The 20,656-nt window shown below is 54.5% G+C and carries 19 protein-coding genes; 2 read left to right on the forward strand and 17 right to left on the reverse strand.

All coding sequences use genetic code 11. The features are described 5' to 3' along the window. Window positions 1–119 precede the first annotated feature (119 nt). The 9 genes from ABLQ08_RS15260 to ABLQ08_RS15300 form a co-directional block, all read right to left on the reverse strand. Window positions 120–1,028 (reverse strand): LysR family transcriptional regulator, encoded by a 909-nt coding sequence (locus ABLQ08_RS15260; protein ID WP_352943771.1) that lies wholly within the window; start codon window positions 1,026–1,028, stop codon window positions 120–122. Between the two features lie 529 nt (window positions 1,029–1,557). After that, the gene (locus ABLQ08_RS15265) at window positions 1,558–2,607 is read right to left on the reverse strand and encodes a 2-oxoacid:ferredoxin oxidoreductase subunit beta (protein WP_352943773.1); all 1,050 of its coding nucleotides are present in this window, start codon (window positions 2,605–2,607) and stop codon (window positions 1,558–1,560) included. Beyond that, complete coding sequence (locus tag ABLQ08_RS15270) at window positions 2,607–4,487, reverse strand: 2-oxoacid:acceptor oxidoreductase subunit alpha (protein ID WP_352943775.1); 1,881 nt, start codon at window positions 4,485–4,487, stop codon at window positions 2,607–2,609. Before ABLQ08_RS15270 ends, ABLQ08_RS15265 begins: the two co-directional genes overlap by 1 nt. Further along, window positions 4,484–6,274, reverse strand: coding sequence for an FAD-dependent oxidoreductase (locus ABLQ08_RS15275; RefSeq protein WP_352943777.1), 1,791 nt, complete (start codon window positions 6,272–6,274; stop codon window positions 4,484–4,486). The genes ABLQ08_RS15270 and ABLQ08_RS15275 overlap by 4 nt, the downstream gene beginning before the upstream one ends. 352 nt (window positions 6,275–6,626) lie before the next feature. After that, window positions 6,627–6,938, reverse strand: a complete 312-nt coding sequence (locus tag ABLQ08_RS15280) for a hypothetical protein (RefSeq protein WP_352943779.1) — start codon at window positions 6,936–6,938, stop codon at window positions 6,627–6,629. Window positions 6,939–7,103: 165 nt separating this feature from the next. Continuing rightward, window positions 7,104–7,895, reverse strand: coding sequence for a TerC family protein (locus tag ABLQ08_RS15285; RefSeq protein ID WP_352943781.1), 792 nt, complete (start codon window positions 7,893–7,895; stop codon window positions 7,104–7,106). A 210-nt stretch (window positions 7,896–8,105) separates the two neighbouring features. Beyond that, window positions 8,106–8,825, reverse strand: coding sequence for an HAD family hydrolase (locus ABLQ08_RS15290; protein WP_352943782.1), 720 nt, complete (start codon window positions 8,823–8,825; stop codon window positions 8,106–8,108). A 108-nt stretch (window positions 8,826–8,933) separates the two neighbouring features. After that, the gene (locus ABLQ08_RS15295) at window positions 8,934–9,467 is read right to left on the reverse strand and encodes a DUF5713 family protein (protein ID WP_352943784.1); all 534 of its coding nucleotides are present in this window, start codon (window positions 9,465–9,467) and stop codon (window positions 8,934–8,936) included. Beyond that, the gene (locus ABLQ08_RS15300) at window positions 9,464–9,922 is read right to left on the reverse strand and encodes a hypothetical protein (RefSeq protein WP_352943785.1); all 459 of its coding nucleotides are present in this window, start codon (window positions 9,920–9,922) and stop codon (window positions 9,464–9,466) included. The genes ABLQ08_RS15295 and ABLQ08_RS15300 overlap by 4 nt, the downstream gene beginning before the upstream one ends. A 396-nt stretch (window positions 9,923–10,318) precedes the next feature. Here ABLQ08_RS15300 and ABLQ08_RS15305 point away from each other — a divergent pair, with 396 nt between their 5' ends. Beyond that, on the forward strand, window positions 10,319–10,627 hold the full coding sequence (locus ABLQ08_RS15305; RefSeq protein WP_352943787.1) for an ArsR/SmtB family transcription factor: 309 nt from the start codon (window positions 10,319–10,321) through the stop codon (window positions 10,625–10,627). Continuing rightward, the gene (locus ABLQ08_RS15310) at window positions 10,627–11,028 is read left to right on the forward strand and encodes a VOC family protein (protein WP_352943788.1); all 402 of its coding nucleotides are present in this window, start codon (window positions 10,627–10,629) and stop codon (window positions 11,026–11,028) included. The genes ABLQ08_RS15305 and ABLQ08_RS15310 overlap by 1 nt, the downstream gene beginning before the upstream one ends. 777 nt (window positions 11,029–11,805) lie before the next feature. Here ABLQ08_RS15310 and ABLQ08_RS15315 read toward each other — a convergent pair. From ABLQ08_RS15315 to ABLQ08_RS15350, 8 genes are all read right to left on the reverse strand, one after another. After that, window positions 11,806–13,185: an ISNCY family transposase gene (locus tag ABLQ08_RS15315; protein WP_352943790.1), complete on the reverse strand. Its 1,380-nt coding sequence runs from the start codon at window positions 13,183–13,185 to the stop codon at window positions 11,806–11,808. A gap of 299 nt (window positions 13,186–13,484) precedes the next feature. Further along, entirely contained in the window at window positions 13,485–13,913 is a 429-nt protein-coding gene (locus tag ABLQ08_RS15320) for a regulatory protein RecX (protein WP_352943792.1), read from the reverse strand. Between the two features lie 106 nt (window positions 13,914–14,019). Then, entirely contained in the window at window positions 14,020–14,862 is an 843-nt protein-coding gene (locus tag ABLQ08_RS15325) for an MBL fold metallo-hydrolase (protein ID WP_352943794.1), read from the reverse strand. Continuing rightward, window positions 14,859–15,665, reverse strand: coding sequence for a TatD family hydrolase (locus ABLQ08_RS15330; RefSeq protein ID WP_352943796.1), 807 nt, complete (start codon window positions 15,663–15,665; stop codon window positions 14,859–14,861). The genes ABLQ08_RS15325 and ABLQ08_RS15330 overlap by 4 nt, the downstream gene beginning before the upstream one ends. Before the next feature lie 91 nt (window positions 15,666–15,756). Continuing rightward, window positions 15,757–16,818: a DNA polymerase III subunit delta' gene (locus ABLQ08_RS15335; protein ID WP_352943798.1), complete on the reverse strand. Its 1,062-nt coding sequence runs from the start codon at window positions 16,816–16,818 to the stop codon at window positions 15,757–15,759. Further along, window positions 16,802–17,473 carry a dTMP kinase gene (tmk, locus tag ABLQ08_RS15340; RefSeq protein ID WP_352943800.1) on the reverse strand — a complete coding sequence of 224 codons (672 nt, stop codon included), beginning with the start codon at window positions 17,471–17,473 and terminating at the stop codon, window positions 16,802–16,804. The genes ABLQ08_RS15335 and tmk overlap by 17 nt, the downstream gene beginning before the upstream one ends. A gap of 92 nt (window positions 17,474–17,565) precedes the next feature. Continuing rightward, complete coding sequence (locus ABLQ08_RS15345) at window positions 17,566–18,765, reverse strand: D-alanyl-D-alanine carboxypeptidase family protein (protein WP_352943802.1); 1,200 nt, start codon at window positions 18,763–18,765, stop codon at window positions 17,566–17,568. 72 nt (window positions 18,766–18,837) lie between these two features. After that, complete coding sequence (locus tag ABLQ08_RS15350; protein ID WP_352943804.1) at window positions 18,838–19,989, reverse strand: septal ring lytic transglycosylase RlpA family protein; 1,152 nt, start codon at window positions 19,987–19,989, stop codon at window positions 18,838–18,840. Window positions 19,990–20,656: the final 667 nt, after the last annotated feature.

Raw genomic sequence — 20,656 nt, forward strand, 5'->3', positions numbered from 1 at the left:
TTACGAACGGACAGTCAAGACAGCGAGATCGGAATATCCAGTGAAACTGCAAGCACCGCGGCGCGCAAAATCGATTTGGAACCGAACTTCCAACGATCCCTGAGGGCTCGCATCATAACTTACTGGCGCGAAATCTTTCCAATCGCGTGAGATACATCCTTAAGAATTGACTTTATTTTCGCGTTGTTTATCTCGAGGGGGTCGAAGATCGCATAAACCGGGAGAGATACCTCAGGGAAAACCGGAAGAGCTTTAAAGTCAGCTGGGCATTGCCTGCTTGCGGTGAAGCTATCTTGTAAGTAACAGATGCCCATTTCGGCTGCAAAACCCGATGCAAGCTGAACACTACGCAGCATTGCTCGCCGCTCTCCAATGCTCCGGAACTCAGGCATGGCCTGCAATATTGGCTGGAATATGGGGCACGCTGGTGGCACGGCAATCGTGTTGGAACCAAGCAAGGACACATCCTCCCACGTGATTTCAGGCTTTTGTGCCAAAGCATGGTCTTTGGGTGTCATAAGAACAACCTGACCGTGCCCCATTAATGACTTTATCAAGTCATTGCAGCGAAAATCTCCCAACTGAAACCCGATGTGGGCCGAACCTTCCCGGATAGCACTCATCTGTTCTGAGACAGATGCAATCTCGATGTCAAAACTTTCTTGAGGGTTTTTCTTGAGCCGCTGACAAACAACAGAAGGCAGAATTGTCTCACAAAGGGCGGAAACACTTCGAATATTGATTGAACGCTGACCACCAGATTTCAATGCCTCAAGTGCAGCTGCAACCTTGGTAATTCCATCACGGGCTAAGCGGCTTTCCTCATAAAGCTCTCTTCCCGCCAATGTGGGTTGCATTCGCCCCCCAACATATTGGAAGAACTCGCATTCAGTGGCCGCCTGAAAATCTTTCAACTGCCGACTGACGGTTGGTTGCGACACGCCAAGCCGGCGGGCAGCATCGGTAATGCTTTCGGTTTCAAAGACTGCTCGGAAGACTTCCAGACGCAACAAAGTAATACTACGCATTTGAATTGCTTACGTTATGATTTCACCTAGCGCAATATCACCGGCAGGGGATTGTCAAATTGTTCAGGACACTTGCAACCTTTGGTTCAGCCGGCCTGACGGGCGCTGGCCGCCTTGCTCTGTCGCCTCTGTTTGTGAACTTTCTGTCTGGCTCAAATCGTGACTATTTTCGCCAGTGACAACATTGTATGTAAGAGGGTGTGCAATATTCTCAAGTGTGATTTCAGTTTGAAATCAATGAGTTACCAGTCTGGAAGATTGTGGGAATTGTCACATAAACTTGGCAGCACATCAGTCTCACCGGCGATTACATCTGGACACCTACGGATGGAGTCGATCTAAGGCCGCTGCGACAGGAAACGTCCATCCTTGCAGCGTGATCACTATATGTTCCCAAAAGTTGGACAGACCGGTCACTTCGCGTGGTGACGCCAAGAAGCGTGCACCACCGCTTTCGTTCGTGTTTCTTGTGCTTCGACCCGTTGGCGGTGCCTGGTTTCGAGGCTGAATACCAGCGAGGGCACATGCGTCATCGAAGCCCCTCATTGATACTGTCGAGGACTTTGCTTCCCGGGCAAAGTTCGTTTTTGCCCAATTCATTCAACGGGCGGGACGCAATATCAAGATTGTTGTTCAGGTCCCTCGTGTCCGGGTCGAGGAACAACAGTCCTGTCAATATCCTGCCTTCATCCTTTGCCTTGTGGATCGCGTTTAGCGACTCTATTCGGCTGTCCGTGGCAAAGTCGGCGTCAGCCTTGTGCAAGTAGATGACGGATCCATCGTGCAGGGTCACGCTCTTGCTGGTTCCTTCAGAATATTGGGTGCGAATCTCCTCGCGCATGGGAACAAAGTCCAATGGCATCATGTCCAGATGATCGCGCGTTGCTTCGTAGCTTTTGGTTGAGCCGGTATGGTTGTTGAACGTTACGCAGGGCGAAACGACATCAATGAACGCAAATCCATTGTGAGCCATGGCTGCCCGAACAAGCGGGATCAACTGCTCCTTGTCGCCTGAAAAACTACGCGCAACAAAACTTGCTCCCTGCAGCAAGGCCAGACTGGCAAGGTCGATACCGTCAAACGGGTTGACGTCGCCATATTTGCTGATCGATCCGAGATCGGCCGTCGCGCTGTCCTGTCCTTTTGTGAGGCCATAGCAACCATTGTTTGCAACGATATAGGTCATGTTGACGTTACGCCGGACGAGATGAACGAACTGCCCCATGCCAATGGATGCTGTGTCGCCGTCTCCAGAAACACCGATATAGGTCAGACTGCGATTGGCCAGGCTGGCTCCGGTTGCAACGGAGGGCATGCGTCCGTGCACCGAGTTGAATCCGTGCGACTTACCCAGAAAATAGGTCGGCATTTTCGACGAACAGCCGATGCCGGAAATCTTGGCAATGCGGTGAGGGGGGATAGAGGACAGGAAGCAGGCGTTCAGTATCGCAGCCGAGATACTGTCATGTCCACAACCAGCGCAAAGGGTTGAAATTGCGCCTTCATAGTCGGCAACCGTGTATCCAAGCGCATTTTCAGGAAGCCGTGGGTGGCGGAAATTCGGCTTGATATATGACATCAGGCAGTCTCCGGATGCAGTTGCACCACATCGGCGCTCTTGGTGTTCAGTGTCTGTCGAATCTGGTCAGCAATGGTCCGGGCCGTGATTGGCGTGCCGGAGTAGTTCAAAACCGAAATCAGCTTGCTTCCGGCTACCTCGCATTCGTTCATGATGAGCTGACGCATCTGCCCATCGCGGTTCTGCTCGATAACAAACAGGAGATCGTGGTCTTCGATGAATTGATCGAGGCTTTCATGGAAGGGAAATGCCCGAATTCGCATCGTGTTGATGAGGTAGCCTTCATCGGCCAGCATCTCTACAGCTTCGTAACTCGGTGAAGCGCTGGTACCGAAAAACAGCGCGCCCAGCTTGAGCTTTGTTTTCGGATTCTTGACTTCGATCGGCGGATGCGTTTTCGGTCGTGGGACCCATTCCTTGGCGGTTTCGAATTTCCGCAGGAGACGGTCCACGTTCCTTACGTAATCCTCGCCGCTTTCGGAATAGATGGCAGATTCGTTTTTCGAGGAACCACGCGTGAAAAATGCTCCCTTGTCAGGATGGGTGCCGGGCAATGTCCGGTAGCAAATGCCGTCGCCGTCAATATCCTTGTAGCGGCCCCAGTCCTCAATCTTGTCGAGAGCTTCGGCATCCAGGACCTTGCCTCTGTCCATCTGGTAATTGTCGTCCCACTCCAGGGGAGGTGACATCCAGTCATTCATGCCGAGATCCAGATCGGACATCATGATGACAGGGGTCTGAAACCGCTCTGCAAGATCAAAGGCTTCAACAGTCATGTCGAAACATTCGCGTGGCGTGGCAGGAAAAAGCAGGATCTGCTTGGTGTCGCCATGGCTTGCATAAGCTGCCGCCAGAATATCGGATTGCTGACTTCTTGTCGGCATGCCGGTGGATGGGCCCGAGCGCTGCACGTCTATCAGAACGACCGGAATCTCCGCGAAATAGGCGAGGCCGAGAAATTCACTCATCAGTGACAGGCCGGGACCGGAAGTCGCCGTGAAGGCGCGAGCACCGTTCCAGCCGGCGCCGACGACAACTCCCATGGCTGCCAATTCATCCTCGGCCTGCACGATTGCATAATTCTTCTTGCCACTGCCGGGATCGATCCGCATGCGCTTGGCGTATTTGGAAAACGCGTCCACAACGGAAGTCGAGGGGGTGATGGGATACCAGGCGGCCACCGTTGCGCCGCCATAAATGGCACCGAGCGCGGTCGCCGTGTTGCCGTTCATGAGGATGTGCGGAGCCGCAAGAATGTGCTCGGCGATGTTGCCGTTCTTCTTCAGCCGGATCGGCAATGGACACTCGAAATGGTCCATTGCGTATTGGTAGCCCATTTCCAACGCGTGAATGTTGGATGATACAAGCTTTTCCTTGCCCTTGAACTGGTCATGCACCAGCCCTTTCAAGACAGCGAAATCCATGTCGAGCAAAGCCGAGAGCGTTCCGACATAGACGACATTCTTCAATAGCTGTTGCAATCGTGGCGGAGAGAACTCTTTCCGGCACATTTCGGTGAAGGGAACGCCGAAATAGTGAATGTCGTCTCGCTTGAGATGAGGCGCCAGCGGCTTGGTGTTGTCATAAACAAAGTATCCGCCGGGTTCGATGCTCTGGATGTCTTTTTCCATGCTTTGGGGATTGACGCAGACCATCAGGTCCACGCCGCCGCGACGCCCCAGATAGCCGCGTGCACTGACCCTTACTTCATACCAGGTCGGCAGCCCCTGAATGTTTGACGGAAAAATGTTCCTCGGACTGACAGGTATGCCCATCCTGAAGATGGCTTTGGCAAACAGATGGTTGGCCGATGCAGATCCGGTGCCGTTGACATTGGCGAACTTGACGACGAAATCGTTGACGCCCTTGATCCGCTTCATCTCGCGCCTCCAAGATCGGGGGCCGCCTTGGCCGTGTTGTAGAAGAACATCTGCATATCCCAGGCTGCAGTCGGGCAACGCTCGGCGCATAGTCCGCAATGAAGGCAAACGTCTTCGTCCTTCACGAGAACCTTTCCGGTCGGCAGCGTTTCGGATACGTAAATCGGCTGCTCTTCGTTTGTCGCCGGGACGAGCAGTTTGTTTCGCAGCTCAGGCTCCGGCGCATTCTCAACGAAACTGATGCAGGTTGTCGGGCAGATATCCGTGCAGGCGTCGCATTCTATGCAATTGCCCGGTGTGAAGACAGTCTGGGCATCACAGTTCAGGCATCTTTCGGCCTGGTGGAATGCCGTTTCCAGATCGAAGCCCAATTCGACCTCAAGAGCCCGGTTCTTCAGCGCTTTGTCCAGTTCGACGAGCGGTACGGCCTCCCGCTTGTCATCAACCGGCTCGCTGTCGTAACTCCACTCGTGAATGCCCATTTTCTGACTGACCAGGTTCACGTGCGGTGACGGGCGCTCCTTCAGGTCCTTGCCGTGGCAGAACAGGTCTATCGAGATTGCCGCCTGATGCCCGTGCGCAACAGCGGTGATAATGTTTTCAGGGCCAAAGGCCGCATCACCTCCAAAGAAAACGTCCGGGCGGGTCGACTGGAACGTAATGGGGTCAAGGACCGGCAATCCGCGGCTGGTGAAGTGAACACCGGTGGAGGCCTCGATCCAGGGAAAAGCGTTTTCCTGTCCGATGGCGATCAGTACATCGTCACAGGGGACGAGTTCCGGTTCCTCTCCGGTTGGCACAAGTTCACGCCGACCATCTTCATGGTAGACCGCAGTGACCTTCTCAAACAGCATTCCCGCCAGCTTGCCGTTCTCGACGACAAATTCCTTTGGCACATGATTGTCCAGAATCGGTATGCCTTCGTGAATGGCGTCTTCCTTTTCCCAGTCCGATGCTTTCATGTCTGCGAAGGGGGAGCGAACAATGACCTTGACGTCACTTCCGCCAAGACGGCGTGAGGTACGGCAGCAATCCATCGCGGTGTTGCCGCCACCCAGCACGATCACGCGATTGCCGATCTTTTTGACATGTTCGAATGCGACATTCGCAAGCCAGTCGATGCCGATATGGATATTGGCATCTGCTTCTGCTCGGCCAGGCAGGTCAGGCAAGTCCCGACCGCGTGGGGCGCCTGTGCCGACAAAGACGGCGTCATAGTTTTGGTCGAGAATGCTCTGCAGGCTGTCGACGAAAGTGTCGAAAGTCGCCTTGATGCCGAGATCAAGGACGTAACCCACTTCCTCGTCCAGAACGGTTTCCGGCAGGCGGAAGGATGGTATTTCCGAGCGCATGAAACCGCCGCCCTTTGCCTGGGCATCGAAGAGATGCAGTTCGTATCCAAGCGGAGCAAGGTCACGCGCCACGGTCAGCGAAGCGGGGCCGCCTCCTATGAGGGCGACCTTTTTTCCGTTTGGTTTTCCTGCGGCAGGCAACCGTTCACTGATGTCGTCCTTGTGGTCGGCAGCGACACGTTTGAGGCGGCAAATTGCGACAGGTTCCTCCTCAACCCTTCCCCGCCTGCAGGCCGGCTCACAGGGCCGGTCGCATGTCCGCCCGAGCACGCCGGGAAAGACATTGCTTTCCCAGTTGATCATGTAGGCGTCCGTGTAGCGCTGTTGTGCAATCAGACGGATATACTCCGGAACAGGCGTGTGCGCCGGGCATGCAAATTGGCAGTCGACCACCCGGTGAAAATATTCCGGGTCGCTGGTATTTGTCGGTTTCAAACCAGCCTCCTCTCAAGCCGGTAGAACAGTGTACGACTGCATACATTGAATTTTAAGAAGTGGTCTCTTGTAAAGCCTTGAATTGGAAAAATGTTAATTTTTGCAAGATGCTTGCGGCAAGAGCCTTCACCCGATTTTGAACGAGCAACAAGAACGAAGGCACGTCATGCAGGCAATTCGGGCTGCTGCTGCGCGAAGGACATGCCGAAACAATGCTTCCTGGCAAGGTCTTGACGAAGCTCGACCTTGCTTGAAGTTACCTGCGCATGGAGTTTTCTCTGCGATTAAGCCTTCGGACAAGACGGCAGAGCGGGGGAGCGGATGCTCCAGATTCGCCGGCGGGCCGGCGTCTCTAAACTCCGCATTGACGTTTTATCTCTGCAATACGTTTGTCGATTTGCCGAACATATTCGCCAGATAACATCTGCAGCTTCTTGCGCTCTGTTCCTGTAACGATCCCAAGCAGCGCGCCTGCGGGGATGATCGCGGTGACATCGCGCACCTGCTGTTCGCGGGCATATTCCTTCTCGGAATTTAGAGCCCGAATGTCCCCCTCGGCTGTCGAACAGTTGATCGGTTGTTCTGCCGGATCCGATTGAGCGAAACCGGTTCCTGCGATGCCAAAGGCAAGAGTTGCTGCGAGTGCGGGTAAGACAAGTCTCATGAGTTTTCCTAACCGATCGAAATGGCAATGGGACAAGACACGCAATCCTAGTCTTGCTCACAAAGGACAACCTGACAAGTGGGGAGCGGGAGGCGGCTTCATTCGCCTCCTCGTTTCCCCATCAAGGGTGCTCATCGCTCAATCAGAGCTCGGGTGTTACTCCGGTTAGGTCAATTTCCGGGACCTTGAAGGAGAAATCAGTCGTTGCCTTCTGCAGGCGGTTGCACGTTTTTGCCGCGCTCTCCGTGCTGCGAGGTTGAGAGCTTCAACGAGAGCGGAAAATCCCATAGCGGCATAGACATATCCGCGTGGAATGTGCACACCAAAACCGTCGGCGATTAGAGCAGTGCCGATCAGAAGCAGAAAGCCGAGCGCGAGCATGACCAGTGTGGGGTTGCGCTGCACGAAATTCGACAACGGGTCCGCTGCAACGAACATGGCCATCACCGCAATGACGACTGCAATCATGACAATTGGCAGGTGTGGCGTCATTCCGACCGCCGTGATGATGCTGTCGACTGAAAAGACGACATCGAGCGAGACGATCTGCACGATCGCGACTGCGAAACTGAGACCAGCAGTTGATCCGGTCGTGGCAACGTTATCTGGCGCAGGGTCCACAAGATGATGGATCTCCCGGGTCGCCTTCCAGACAAGAAACAGGCCACCTGAAATCATGATGAGATCTCGCCAGGAAAGAGCCATGCCTCCGACTTCAAAGACAGTCTGTGTCAACCGCATTATCGCAGCGACGACGCTCAAGAGCGCCAGCCTGAAGACCAGGGCAAGCGCAATACCTATCCGACGCGCTTGTGAGCGGAGCTCAAGCGGCAATTTATTGGTCAGAATGGCGATGAAGACGAGGTTGTCTATACCGAGGACAACTTCCATGGCGACCAGTGTCGCGAGGGCAGCCCAGGACACTGGATCTTGAAATATCGAGGTGAGTTCTTCCATTGCTTTCTGCGCATCCAGGCGCAATCAGTCGTCCGGTGCGATTGATGTCTGGCACCACGGACTTGAACGATGGGGTATGTGGGGAGACGCTTCGTATCGCGCAATACCCCAACGCGTCTCGACGTATGTTCAGTAGCTGTGTTAACTTGCAATTTGATTTGTGTTTCAGGTTATTAAAAAAAGTAAAAACAGTATATTATAGAAATGTCTTCATGTAGAGTGTGAATCAATTTTCAATTGTGATTCAGATAAGTCCAGCCTGGAGATCAAACCTGCCTTAATCGCTCCGGACAAGACATCCGGTGCTATCAGATGGCCCAGGTTTCTCACTTCATCTGACGGCGTGGTCAGATCCGGAACCTGAATTGTCGTCGCTCCGGAGGTGAATGCAGCGCGTGTGCCGGCGTCGCTGTCTTCGAACGCGAAACAATCACGAATTTCACAATTCAGCTCTTTGGCGGTCCGCAAATAGATTTCAGGGTCAGGCTTGTGGTTCTGAACCATATCGCCACCAATGACACACTGAAAATGGGGCAGTAACCCGGTGCGCCTTAGTTGATCTTGAGCGTGTCTGAAGTCGGTTGAGGTTGCTACCGCGATAGGGATGTTTTTCGCGCGAAGTGCCTTTATCAACGGTTCAACTCCATTCTTGATCGGAATGTCTCCATCGAGTCGATTTGTCAGAGTTATATTCCAGACCCGGCTGAATTCTTCAATTGTGACGCCATTGTCCAGGCTTTCGAAAATGATCGACTTTGCCTTTTTTCCCCGCAGCCCGATACACTGAAGAAAGACATCGGGACTGTCGGACAGGCCGAAACTTCTTCTGGTCTCGACGAAGCAGTCCAGGCAGATCTTTTCCGTGTCCAGCAACAGACCGTCCATATCGAAAATTACCGCCGTCTTGTCTGATCTTGTTGTCAATGTCATTGCCTTTTGCCTTGAGACGCGACGGAGCACAATTCAGTTACGGCATATTTTGAGAACTCGGACGGTATCTGACGGTCGGTTCCATCCAGCCGGAGCAACGACAATCTCTCACCACTCACGGTTTCCGATCAGTTCTTCTGAGTCTGCCTGAAACCCGTAAAACCTGGATATGGCCTCGAAGTCCATTGCGATGTTCTCTCGCGCAACAGTCTCGATTTCGCTTCCCATCGCCAAAAAATCTACCTGGAGGTCGTTGAACCTGGCGGTCGCCGCGCGGGTCAGCTCATAGAGTTGTTGCAGGTCTTTCGGCTTGTGCGTTTCAATCTGCTCGCACAATGTGACGAGGATTTCCTCACTCTGTTCTACCAGGGGTTTCGGGAAATAGCCGTCGTCATACATGACTTCTAGAAATGAATAGGTCTTCAATTGACTGTTATTCAGAGCCTCAATTCTTTCTGCGAGTTTTGAACTCCCTGCAAAGCTTGAAGTTGTAACCATCATGATGGCGGCAACAATTACGGATTTTGAAAAGGTGGTCATAAGGGCAAGGAGGCTGGGTGTTGAGGACTGGCGTATTTTCAAAAGGAAGTTAGATGTCGGGTAGGGAGGTTGCAAGTACTGGTAGGCCAGATGCCTGTTCATTCAACACGGTCAGGCAGTCCGCGCCCATTGTTCCACCATCGGTTTGGATTGTCACTTTTAGGATTGTAGGCAGCCCTGCTTACCCAATCTTCCCGCAAGAAAATTACTGGTTCCTCGTAGTGATGCGCATGGATAATTGCATCCATGACCTTCTCGAGGATTCCAGGATCTCGATCTATGGAGATCTTTAGCTCGACCATCGGATAGGTTTCGGTTCCACCTGCTTCGAACCCTTCAACATGAGTTGTGGTCGTCGAATTCTGCTCCGGTCGAGAAGTTTCCAACCCGACTGCAGAAATGCTCGCATTACGTTGATAGCGTCCATAGCCGAGCGAATGAACTTTCATGACCTCATCAAGAATGCGGTCCGTATCGTCTGGCAAGGTTTGGACCTCGATCGTCCAGACAGGTTTCAATGAACCAGATTTTGCCCTGTACTGGCTGAGATCGGTCATCTTTCCAGTTGCTCCGCTCACGTTTGGTTTGGTTGGTTCTTGCTTTGTTCTCGCGTGGCATATTTGTCAATTTGCTGTTGTGCGTAGGATTTGAAGCGCAACGGAATATCTGGGTCTATTCGGTCTTTGCGATCTTGCCGCACGATGGGTCGCTGGCAATCAGGTGGCATTTGAGTCTGCGTGGAAATGCCAAAGTCTGACAGCGCCACTCAATGAACCAACCAGCACACGATCCAGCCGACCGGGCTGGGTGTAACGATGGTGGTTATGGGGCAGGGAGAAATTCAATTTGTCAGCGGTGCGGAACAAGGCTGGCAATATTCCAAAATCCGCGCTGTCGCGCCAATCAAGTTGTGGCGCACTTGAATATGCAGTAAAATTACTGCATATCGGGTTATGGACGATGAAGAACTTGATCTGATTTTCAAAGCACTTTCCGATCGGACCCGACGGCGCATTATTCACTATCTCAGCAAACGTCAGGACCAATCACTGTTTGAGGTTTGCAGCGCTGCGGTGGCTGAAGACGGCAGGGCGCTCGCGCGACAGACTGTCTCTCAACATCTTGAAGTGCTGGAAGCGGCGGGACTGATCAAAACATCACGGAAGGGCCGGACCAAGGCTCATTCCTTGAACATCGAACAACGTCATATGAAAGCAACAGCTTGGCTCTCAGCCTATCAAGACAAAGGAAAACCAAAATAATGAAGATCTACATCACCAGCGTCTTTGTAGATGACCAGGCGAAAGCAGAAAAGTTCTATTGCGACATCCTTGGTTTCAAGATCAAAGACGACATTCCAATGGGGGACTTTCGCTGGCTCACGGTTTCCCAAACCGGCGCTGAAGGCGAAACCGAACTCCTGCTTGAACCGAGCGCGCATCCGGCTGTGGGCCCTTACCGTGACGCGTTGATGGCTGACGGGATACCGTTGGCATCGTTTCTCGTCGATAATCTGGATGCGGAACACAGACGCCTGGCAAGTGCAGGCGTCGAGTTTGCACAAGGCGTCACGGACATGGGTAACGTCAGGATGGCAATCCTAAACGACACGTGCGGAAACCTCATTCAACTTGTGCAAAAGAGGACGGTGCCTGAAGATTGATCTCAAGTCGTTCGGAGGACTTTCGGCCGGTTCGGTATTCTCAGCAACATGGTGATCAAAGACACAGCGGCTCCGACTGCGCTCAGGCGTGTCGAAAACAGTCTTCCTGGCAACGTTGACATTGACGGGCTTCAGACGGACGGTAAGTGTCGCACTACTAAATGGTTGCCATGCGTTGTCGTCACTAGAGAGAATGGTCGCGGAATGGGCAGGATAGAGCAAGGCTGAGCGCCGGAAGACCCCACATATCGAAGGGCAGGGAAGCCTTGCGGGTTGGGGTATTTTACAGCTGGATTCAGCTCGCACCGCCGCAATCAAAGACACGATGAACTTTTAGAATTTTCCGCCGTGTTGGTGCTCTCGATCTTTCGTTCATTTGCGGCATTCCAGAAGTGCTAGTGATCGTTGCCTCTACAGTGCAGCCTTCTTTTAGTTCTGCCACTAAAGAGGCCCGGGGGGCGGACAGGAGATTGATAGCGCTTGTTTCTGGAAGAATATAGCTTCCTTTATTGGTTAATACTGCACCGCACCAGTGTAAGAAACTCCCTTGTCCCTGAGGGACCGGTTTCCTGTGACGATCGTGCGCAAACAGTCTACTAATTCCACGCGCATAGGTACTAACACAGGAATGTGCGACTGAATTTTCTTCAACTTTGAAACTAATCTCTTTCCGGAAAAATATTTCTTCGTTGTAGATGATCAGAAAGAAAAAAGATAACATTAAAAATAGCATTATTGCCGCTAGTATTCGAATTCTAGGATCTATTTTTTGCACTGTTATTTCGACTCTTCCAACTGCAGATATTCTTTCTGCTTTCTAGCAATATAATCCGGATCGTCAAGGAAGCTTCTTCGTCCCGGCGTGCGACCGCGCCGCTTGTATCCGCCTTTCTCGCTGTTTGATTTGATCTTCGGTACCGGCAGATTGGCCTCCTGCTGTTCCTTCACCCAGGCCAGAACATCGCACAGACGCTTGTTCTCGGTGACCGCCGTATGCGACACGCGCTTATCCTTGTCGAAGATGCGGAACGGCAGAGGAACACCATTCCAAAGCACTTCAAGGCGGCCGTTGGCAAACTCCCGGGTCTCGACATATTTGCCGGGCAGGGCGCGTGTCACCTCACTCTCGTCCAGGATCAGCCGCTTGCGCTCATAGGAAACCGCAAGTTGTGCCGTCACATAACGTTTTTCCTTCCAGCACAGGATCTCCTGGAGCCGGTCCGGTTCCACATTCAGCGCCCGGTGAAGGTTGTCAGACCGTGCCGGAACCTTGGAAAACTGCGCGTTGTAATACTCCATGAACTCCGGCAGGAAGACGTTCGCGTCTTCGATCGTGCTGATGTTTTTGAGCCTCAGAGCCTTCACCAAACGGTCCTGAAGCGTGCGGTTGGCGCGCTCGACACGGCCTTTGGCCTGAGGCGTGTTGGCACAGATAATATCGATGTTGACTTCATATAGCGCGCGACCGAATTGGGTCAGGCCGCTGGTTCGGTCCTTACTTGAGGCATGACTTGTGCGAAACACACCATGTTTGTCGCTGTAAAATGCGATCGGCTTGCCCCATTGCGCTAGATAATCCTTGGTGGCTTGCAGGTAGTCGAACGTGTTCTCTGACATCGCAAACCGTAGATGAAGCAGCTTGCCGGTCGCGTCGTCGATGTAAACGAGCAAGGCGCATTTGGGACCCCGGTTCTCGAACCACCAGTGATGGGAACCATCGATCTGGACGAGTTCACCGAAACAATCTCGTCGGCCTCGTGGCTGATAAATCCGCTGCCTGCGTTCGCGGCGCGATGTCCAGAGACCGGCATCTGTCATCCATTGCCGTAAGGTCTCTTTGCCGACAGAAATCTGGTGAAGCTCAATCAGCTTCTCTCGTGCCAAGGTCGGACCAAAGTCGTGATAATGTTCACGTACCAGGTCCAGAACGATGTTGCGGAACTCATCACTGTGACGCCGGTTGCTGGGCTGGCCACGCTTCTTTGAAACGAGACCCGCAGGACCTTCGCGATCGTACGCCTGTAAAAGGCGGTGGACCTGACTGCGGCTGAGACCCAAGAGCTCGGCAGCCTGCACAACGCTCAAGCGTTGATCTCTAATATTCTGGATGGCTTCCAGCCGGTTCAATTCTTTCTGCGACATGGTGATCAAAGACATTGCGGCTCCGTCAGCGCTCAGGCGTGTCGAAAAGCCAGTCTTCCTTCCAACGTTGACATCGACCAGTGTCAGACGGACGGGAGGTGTCGCATCTCTAACTGGCCCAAGTGTCGCATTACTAAATGGCTGCTATACACCTAATACGCATAATCAATATTATGGAACATTTGTAGATGAGCGAGTTTCTGCGTGATTTCAGCAGTTTGGCACGCAAAGTACGGTCGAAAAGTTTCTGCCAGGTTGAAAGCGGCTGTCACTGAACGACCTCATATTAACGGGACCAAACTGGATGGCCTCGGTTACACCAAATGTTCTGCGTCGTTGTCCTCGTCGGCTTCGACAACGCGGCGTGCAAGCTCGAAGGAAAATCCGGCGCGGCACAAGGCCGCCAGATCTCTGTCTCGCAGAACCTGAGGATCGTGCCTGGAACCAAGCGTGCTTCGAAATGGTCCAAGACGCCGGCGACGCGCGTACTTGAAAGCCGCAATGAGTTCGGCCTCGGGATCATCCTGGACGACGCCGTCGATGGTTTTCCGATCAACACCCTTTGCCGCAAGCTGTGCCTCTATCTTGCGCCTGGAAGCTCCGCGGCGGCGCAGGCTCGCCGTTTTGGTTTCCGCATAAGTCTGATCGTTCACAAGGCCTGTATCGACACATTTTTTGATGACCTCGTCGATCATTCCGGCATACTCGGCCGGATCACGGTCGTGGCTCTGGCAAGCCTTCAAGACTTTTCTCTCCAGAACCCGCCGCAGATTGGCAGAGGAAGATGCATATCGCTCCAGATAATGGACCGCAGACCTCTTTAGTCGTTCTTCTGTAGGAAGCTTGTATTTAGGCTTGTTCGGCATATGCGGACAGCGCAGGTTTCGCCGACTTTTCAGCAAGGTCTACCTGCATGCCGTCATAGGCCGGTTCAATGCCGTCAGGCAGTTCATTTCGAAGCGTTTTGTAGTCCAAATCACTGAAAAGATTGGTGAAAATAGCTCTTTCGGGAGAAAGTGTTTTCGTCCAGTCCAGTGCTTCGTCGAGGCAGATATGGCTTGGATGTGGTCTGCGGCGCAGACAGTCCAGGATCAAAAGGTCGAGATTTTTCAGGTATTTCAAACTCTTGTCGGGAATATCAGAAACGTCCGGAATATAGGCGGCACCTTCGGTCTTGAAGCCAAGCGCGTTGATTTCACCGTGAACGACTTCAAACGCGTCGAAGCAGATCTTTCCACCGGCGCCATCGATTCCAATATTTGTACCGGGTTCAATCAGGTGATGCTCCAGGATCGGTGGGTAATTGGACCCCTCCGGTGTCGCGAAGCAATATCCAAAGGCGGCGTCGGCGCGCTCAAACGTTGGCGCGTCCATGAAAACAGGCACTTTCTTATGCGTTTGCACCCAGAAACCACGCAGGTCATCGATGCCATGAAGATGGTCTGCATGAGCGTGCGTGAACAAGACAGCGTCGACATGGGTCACATTGGCGGAATTCAGCTGTTCCCGAATATCAGGGCCGGTGTCAATCAACACGGTTGTGCACCCGTTTTCCCCGGACTTTTCCACAAGTAACGCACAGCGGGAGCGCTTGTTCCTCGGCTCATTTGGATCACATAGTCCCCAATCGTTTCCAACGCGCGGAACACCACCGGAAGATCCGGTTCCAAGAAGAGTGAGCGTAACGGTCATTGCGTGATCGCTCCTGAGACAGTTTTCGGCCGTGGAACTTTCGTAAACAGTCGGAAGAAGTTTTCAGTCGTCTGCCGCGCGATTTCCTTTTCCGAAACGCCACGTGTTTCTGCCAGAACCGCCGCGGTCATCGCTGTGTAGGCAGGTTCGTTGCGTTTGCCGCGGCGCGCCTGAGGTGCCAGATATGGTGCATCTGTTTCGACAAGAAGGCGATCTGCAGGCAATTCCCGCGCAATTTCTCGCAGTTCCTCTGATCGTTTGAAAGTGAGAATTCCGGAGAAGGAAACATACAGACCCAGTTCAATGCCGGTGAGAGCAAGCTCTCGGCCGGAGGAGAAGCAGTGCAGGAGGGCCGGAAAGGCCCCCTTCCCCATTTCTTCGCGCAAGATCGACGCCATGTCTTCGTCGGCGTCACGAGAATGGATAACCAGCGGAAGGCCTGTTTGCCGGGCGGCTTCAATGTGGATACGCAATCCTTCGGCCTGCGCTTCGCGGGGTGCCTTGTCGTAAAAATAGTCGAGACCGGCTTCGCCGATGGCAACGACCTTGGGATGATCGGCAAGACGTATGATTTCTTCAGCCGGGATACCGCGCTCGGTGCCGGCGTTGTGCGGGTGTGTGCCGACGGAGCAATAGACTTCGGGATGCTGTTCGGCGATGGCGCGGACCTGGTCGAACTTGCGGATATGCGTGCAGATCGTCACCATCAGTTCCACGCCCGCGTCTCTGGCGCGCTCAATCAGTTCGGTGCGTTCGCCGTCGAAATCGGGAAAGTCGAGGTGGCAGTGGCTGTCAACGAGCATGAATGGTCCAATGAGTGAAGATCAGTGTTGGTGGCGCGAAGCCGCTTCAGCGCGCCTTGATACAGGGAAATCGAAAAAAGCCCAAGGCTGTTCAAAGTGCCCGTAGGGCGAAAAAGAAGTCCAGAACGACCTGTTTGCGGTCCAGGTTGAGCGCTTCTGCATCCCTGATGGCCTGATTGGTCTTTTCCCATAGTTCAACATAAGAGTAGGCATTGCGTACGCCGCCTTGAAGATCCTGGCGCATGCGTTCGTGGAGCCAGATCTGCAGGATGTGCTGAAAGCTTTCCCAATTGTCGGTCTGACCGCGCGCGGACACAAGGTCCGCCAAGGCATGAACTGCGGCCAGATCAAGCCGGTCTGCTGAGTTCGCGAGTTGTCTCACCCCCCGTGAAATGGCAAGACCGTCTCCGGACAACAACGTAATGGCGGAGCGCAGGCTGCCATCGGCCGTTTGAGAGATTTCAAGCAGATCTTCGTCCGACGATGCGGCCTCGGGTGCAAGTTCTTTCAAGCCCTGGCTGATCAGGTTCGCACCAAGCGGCTCTAGGTCCAGTCGGCGGCAACGGGATCTTATGGTCGGCAACAGGCGGCCGGGAGCGTGACTCAGCACCAGAAACAGACATTGTTCCGGCGGTTCCTCGAGAATCTTCAAAAGCGCATTGGCGGAGCTGATATTCATGTCGTCCGCTGCATCGACAATGCAGATACGCCACGCCTTCGTGGACGCCGTTGTTCCGAAAAAGGAAACGGTTCGACGGACCTCATCTACCGGCAGATCTGCCTTGAACCGCTTCGACTTTTCGTCCCACGGGCGGCGCAAGTGCAAGATGTTGGGATGCCCGCCGGCCTTCAGCTGCCTGGTGACAGGGTGTTCGTCCGGCAAATCAAGATTTCCGGCAGCCGCAACCGCGGGCCCGAAGCGATCCGGATTGGCGATTACAAACCGGGCGAAACGAAAGGCAAGTGTCGCCTTGCCGATACCCTTCGGACCACCAAGGATCCAGGCGTGGTGCAGGCGTTCGGAACGGTAGGCTTCAAGCAGGGATTGCTCCGTGTTGGCATGCCCGATCAACCGATTGCGTTCGTGCGGCAAGGGGTAGCCGGGCAAGGCATCCACTTCTGGAATTTCAACCGGTTCAGCCCTGCGCGCCATCAGCTTTTTCCTTCAAATCGTCGGCAAAGGTCTGGCTGACGGCGTCCCGGACGGCTCTTGTGACGCGTTCCTGGTCCTGACTGCCATCTATGACCGTAAAGCGATAGGCTTCCTCCTGCGCGAGATTTAGAAACATCTGGCGTCGGCGCTCATGAACGTTTAGCGCCTCTCCCTCGAACCGGTCGGGTCCACCGCTGTTATCGACTTGAGACCGTTGTGCAACCCGGCTCAAGCCGACTTTGGGCGGAACATCGATCAGGATCGTCAGTTCCGGGCGGACACCGGCCACAGCCGCTGTTTCAAGCAGCTTGAGGTAATCGAGGTCGACGCCAGCCTCGCCCTGATAGACCCGCGTTGAATCGGCGTACCGGTCACACAGCACCCAGTCGCCTCGCTCGAGTGCCGGTTTGATTGTGGAATCGACATGGTCGGCGCGTGCGGCGGCGAACAGCATGGCTTCGCCCCTCGGGCCGAGATCTCTTGCCTCGCCGGACAGGAGCATGGAACGTATCTTTTCAGCCCCGGGAGAGCCGCCCGGTTCCCGAGTGACAATGACCGACTTTCCCAGGCTTTCCAGATAGGTTTTCAGATGGGCGATCTGGGTGGACTTTCCGGCACCCTCTCCGCCTTCAAAGGTTATAAAATGTCCAGGCAACCGGTTCGTGGCTCCGCTTACAGAATCTATTCCTGAGGTTGTTGGAAAGGCTTTTATCAGGTCTTGACCGGAATGTAGATGATTTGATCGCGCTATCCGATCCAGCCGAACAGCAATTCCTGCAATCCGTCAAGCGCGCGGCCAATCATGGTGCCTTGCGCGACGGCTGCACCGGTCACGAGCGGTGCCCGATAGACGGTTCCCTCCTTGCCGATCACCTGGATTTCGCCCGCTGGCATGCCCTTCTTGACCGGCGCCTTCAACGGACCCTTGTAAACAACGCGAATGCGGTAATCGAGATTGCCGCCACGTGCCAGAAGGACATCGACATCCGATTTGGACACGAGTGGAACCGTGCTCTGCGTTCCGCCGAAGACCCGTCCGTCGGCCACGGTGTGACCCGCGGCGAAAATCGTCTGGATGGAATAGAACTCCCAGGCACCCGTGAACACCTCTTTCAGCGTTTGCAGACGGTGCTTGTCCGACGTCAGACCTGCCACAACCGCGATGACGCGACGGCCGTTCCGGTCGACCGATCCAAGACCGGAATACCCGTCATTCGGATCATTGCCGCCTCCCAGGCCGTCCAGGTTCCGGATTTCACCCAGAAGCGGGTTCTTGTTGCGTTGAAAGATCTTGTTCCAGGTGAATTCGGGCAGGGAAAACAGCCCGTAGTAATCCTGGTGATTTTCCAGAATGTATTCTGCCAGCCTTGCCTGATCCTGCACCGTGGTGACGCTCGGCTTCTCCTCGAACCCGGTGGGATTGGCGAAACGGCTGTTTTCCATGCCGATTTCCCGGGCGAGTGCCGTCATGCGTTCGGCAAAGGCTTCCTCCGATCCATCGACACACTCGGCAAGCACGATCGCTGCGTCATTGGCGTTGTGCACCAAAAGCCCCTTCAGCAGATCTTCCACCGCGATCTCGGACTTGATGGCGGCGAACATCGTCGAGCGGCGCGACGGTGCGCCTCCTGTGCGCCAGGCATGTTCGCTCACCTTGCAGGTCTGATCGAGCCGGAGCTCACCTTCGTCGAGCAACCGGAAAACGGTCGCGGCGGTCATGACCTTGGTCAGCGAGCCCGGTGCAAAGGTCTGGTCGGGAGCCTTTGAAAAGAGAATCGTGCCGGAAGAAGGTTCGTACAAAAAGGCCATTGGCGCCTTTGTAACGATGGTCTCGGCAGCGATTGCGTTGCCTACGGTTCCAAGAGCGCTTGCAACTGCTATTGCCAATCCGCTCAAACCAATTCTGGCAAACCGTTTGGCCCGGCCCTGGATACTCGTTACACACATTCGTCCGCTCGCCCCGAAACAGTTGTCGTCCGATCAGGCAGCTTCGCTCCGAACTGTGTTCAGGTCTTCCGGTTAACTGCCCGCCTGGATATTAGCAGTCAGCTGTCGCATGGAAAGTCCGCTTGCGGAGACTGTGGACAGAACGGCGTGAGCGTCCGAAATCCGCCTGTTGGCGGAATAGGAGGAAACCGCACTGCCGCTGGCAAGCTTGGACGGTGTGCCCGGCGCCGGAACGCCCAAGGTGCCGAGAGTTCCTTCCGCCGGTGCCAGGTCGGATGAATAGGCAGCCGGTGCTGTCTGGAAGCTGTTGTTGGAGGCGACCTTGATGGTCGGATTGCCGGCTTCAAACGCAATTGCCGGATCGAATGCAACTGCGACATTGCCTGGCGCAGGCTGATAAGCGGCAACTGTGGAGCTTGCTGTCAGATACGGACGCGGACCAGGCGCCGGCACCTTGCCGAACACGATCTGCGGTGCGGGCTGCTCGGCGCGGGCGATGAGTGTGCCAGGGCGGGTCGCACCCGGCTCGACCGCACCCGGACCACGGTAGGAGGCCATCAGATAGCCTTCGTCCTGACCATGAAGAGGTGCCCGGCCGATATATTCGACCTTCACCTTGCCGACACCGGCCGACTTGGTTCCAAGCATGCCGGCAACACGTTCCGACAGGTCGATTACGCGATTGCCGTGGAACGGACCGCGGTCATTGACACGAACGATCATGGAGCGGCCGTTGGCAACGTTGGTCACACGGGCGTAAGAGGGAAGCGGCATGGTGGTATGGGCGGCCGTCAGAGCGTTGCGGTCGAAAATCTCGCCATTGGCGGTCTTGCGGCCATGGAAGGTCGGACCATACCAGGAGGCAAGGCCCGTCTTCTTGTAGTTCGGCTCATGTTTCGGATAGTACCATTTGCCGGCAATCTTGTATTTCTTGCCGACAACGTAGCGCCCACCGCCTTTCGGCACAGGCTTGCCTGCTGCGACGACGCGCGGGCTGCCTTTGACACCGTATTTCTTCGGGCTGAACTTGGCTTTTTCCTGGGGGGCAGAGCTGCAGGCAGCGACCGCGGCCACAGCAGCAACGGTGATGAGCCCGGTGCGAACCTGGCTCCAGACACTGCGACCGGATTTCAGAACGGTTTCGCCCTGTCCTGCCTGATCCCCAAAAGACGTTTCCGGCTCATTGCCTGCCATCAGGCAAGATTGCCCGCCTATCCCTTGCATTTCTGCCGTCCTACTCACTTACGCGTTTGGCGGCCCCGCAGCTCACGCGACAATTCCGGCGTTTTTCAACCCGCCGGTTTTCAGGCATTCAGCTGACCCAATCGGTCACCTTTGGTGAAGACACATCGCCCCCGCAAAGCGTCCCACGCACTTACCTGCCTGTTTAAACGAAATTTTCTTACTCGAAGGTAAACCGGGTGTCGAGATGGCAATGATACCTGTTTTCAACAGTTGCACAGTTTTCTTCTTCCACCCTGCCAGGGCTTCTCTTGCATGCCGGGTAAGCGGTTGTTTTTTCGCGATAAAAGCGATGGTCAGCAGTCTTTACCCTTCTGTTGCCGGTGGGGCACAGTCGGGTAAAAATCGTCAAACGATCCGGTTGTGATGTAGGTCACATCTGTACCTGCCGGATCTGCCTAGAGTGAACCCATTGCTGATGACCGCCCTGTCACAGCAATGCTGGACCCCACCTCCAGCTTTGGCCGTCGGTTCAAAACCCTGCCCACGACACCGGACCGGCGGCCCCCTATCTTTGACCATGTTCCGGCGTTGCTGTGCACGTCCTGCCCCTACCCCTTAGCGCTCGGTGAGCCGGAACATGGCAAAGGTTCTCCTCCAGGCCTCCTTCCACACCATTTTCAAAGTTTCTACAGTCAGTTGAATTCCC

Origin of the sequence: Roseibium sp. SCP14 (assembly GCF_040329475.1) — a bacterium.
Lineage (GTDB): Bacteria > Pseudomonadota > Alphaproteobacteria > Rhizobiales > Stappiaceae > Roseibium.

Bases quoted from the DNA above. Each gene is read 5' to 3' on its own strand.
- ABLQ08_RS15270 (WP_352943775.1), bottom strand. From the start codon at position 4,487: ATGAAGCGGATCAAGGGCGTCAACGATTTCGTCGTCAAGTTCGCCAAT.
- ABLQ08_RS15290 (WP_352943782.1), bottom strand. From the start codon at position 8,825: ATGACATTGACAACAAGATCAGACAAGACGGCGGTAATTTTCGATATG.
- ABLQ08_RS15315 (WP_352943790.1), bottom strand. From the start codon at position 13,185: ATGTCTTTGATCACCATGTCGCAGAAAGAATTGAACCGGCTGGAAGCC.
- ABLQ08_RS15325 (WP_352943794.1), bottom strand. From the start codon at position 14,862: ATGACCGTTACGCTCACTCTTCTTGGAACCGGATCTTCCGGTGGTGTT.
- ABLQ08_RS15335 (WP_352943798.1), bottom strand. From the start codon at position 16,818: ATGGCGCGCAGGGCTGAACCGGTTGAAATTCCAGAAGTGGATGCCTTG.
- ABLQ08_RS15345 (WP_352943802.1), bottom strand. From the start codon at position 18,765: ATGTGTGTAACGAGTATCCAGGGCCGGGCCAAACGGTTTGCCAGAATT.
- ABLQ08_RS15285 (WP_352943781.1), bottom strand. From the start codon at position 7,895: ATGGAAGAACTCACCTCGATATTTCAAGATCCAGTGTCCTGGGCTGCC.
- ABLQ08_RS15260 (WP_352943771.1), bottom strand. From the start codon at position 1,028: ATGCGTAGTATTACTTTGTTGCGTCTGGAAGTCTTCCGAGCAGTCTTT.
- ABLQ08_RS15265 (WP_352943773.1), bottom strand. From the start codon at position 2,607: ATGTCATATATCAAGCCGAATTTCCGCCACCCACGGCTTCCTGAAAAT.
- ABLQ08_RS15295 (WP_352943784.1), bottom strand. From the start codon at position 9,467: ATGAACAGGCATCTGGCCTACCAGTACTTGCAACCTCCCTACCCGACA.
- ABLQ08_RS15305 (WP_352943787.1), top strand. From the start codon at position 10,319: ATGGACGATGAAGAACTTGATCTGATTTTCAAAGCACTTTCCGATCGG.
- ABLQ08_RS15310 (WP_352943788.1), top strand. From the start codon at position 10,627: ATGAAGATCTACATCACCAGCGTCTTTGTAGATGACCAGGCGAAAGCA.
- ABLQ08_RS15280 (WP_352943779.1), bottom strand. From the start codon at position 6,938: ATGAGACTTGTCTTACCCGCACTCGCAGCAACTCTTGCCTTTGGCATC.
- ABLQ08_RS15350 (WP_352943804.1), bottom strand. From the start codon at position 19,989: ATGCAAGGGATAGGCGGGCAATCTTGCCTGATGGCAGGCAATGAGCCG.
- ABLQ08_RS15300 (WP_352943785.1), bottom strand. From the start codon at position 9,922: ATGACCGATCTCAGCCAGTACAGGGCAAAATCTGGTTCATTGAAACCT.
- ABLQ08_RS15330 (WP_352943796.1), bottom strand. From the start codon at position 15,665: ATGCTCGTTGACAGCCACTGCCACCTCGACTTTCCCGATTTCGACGGC.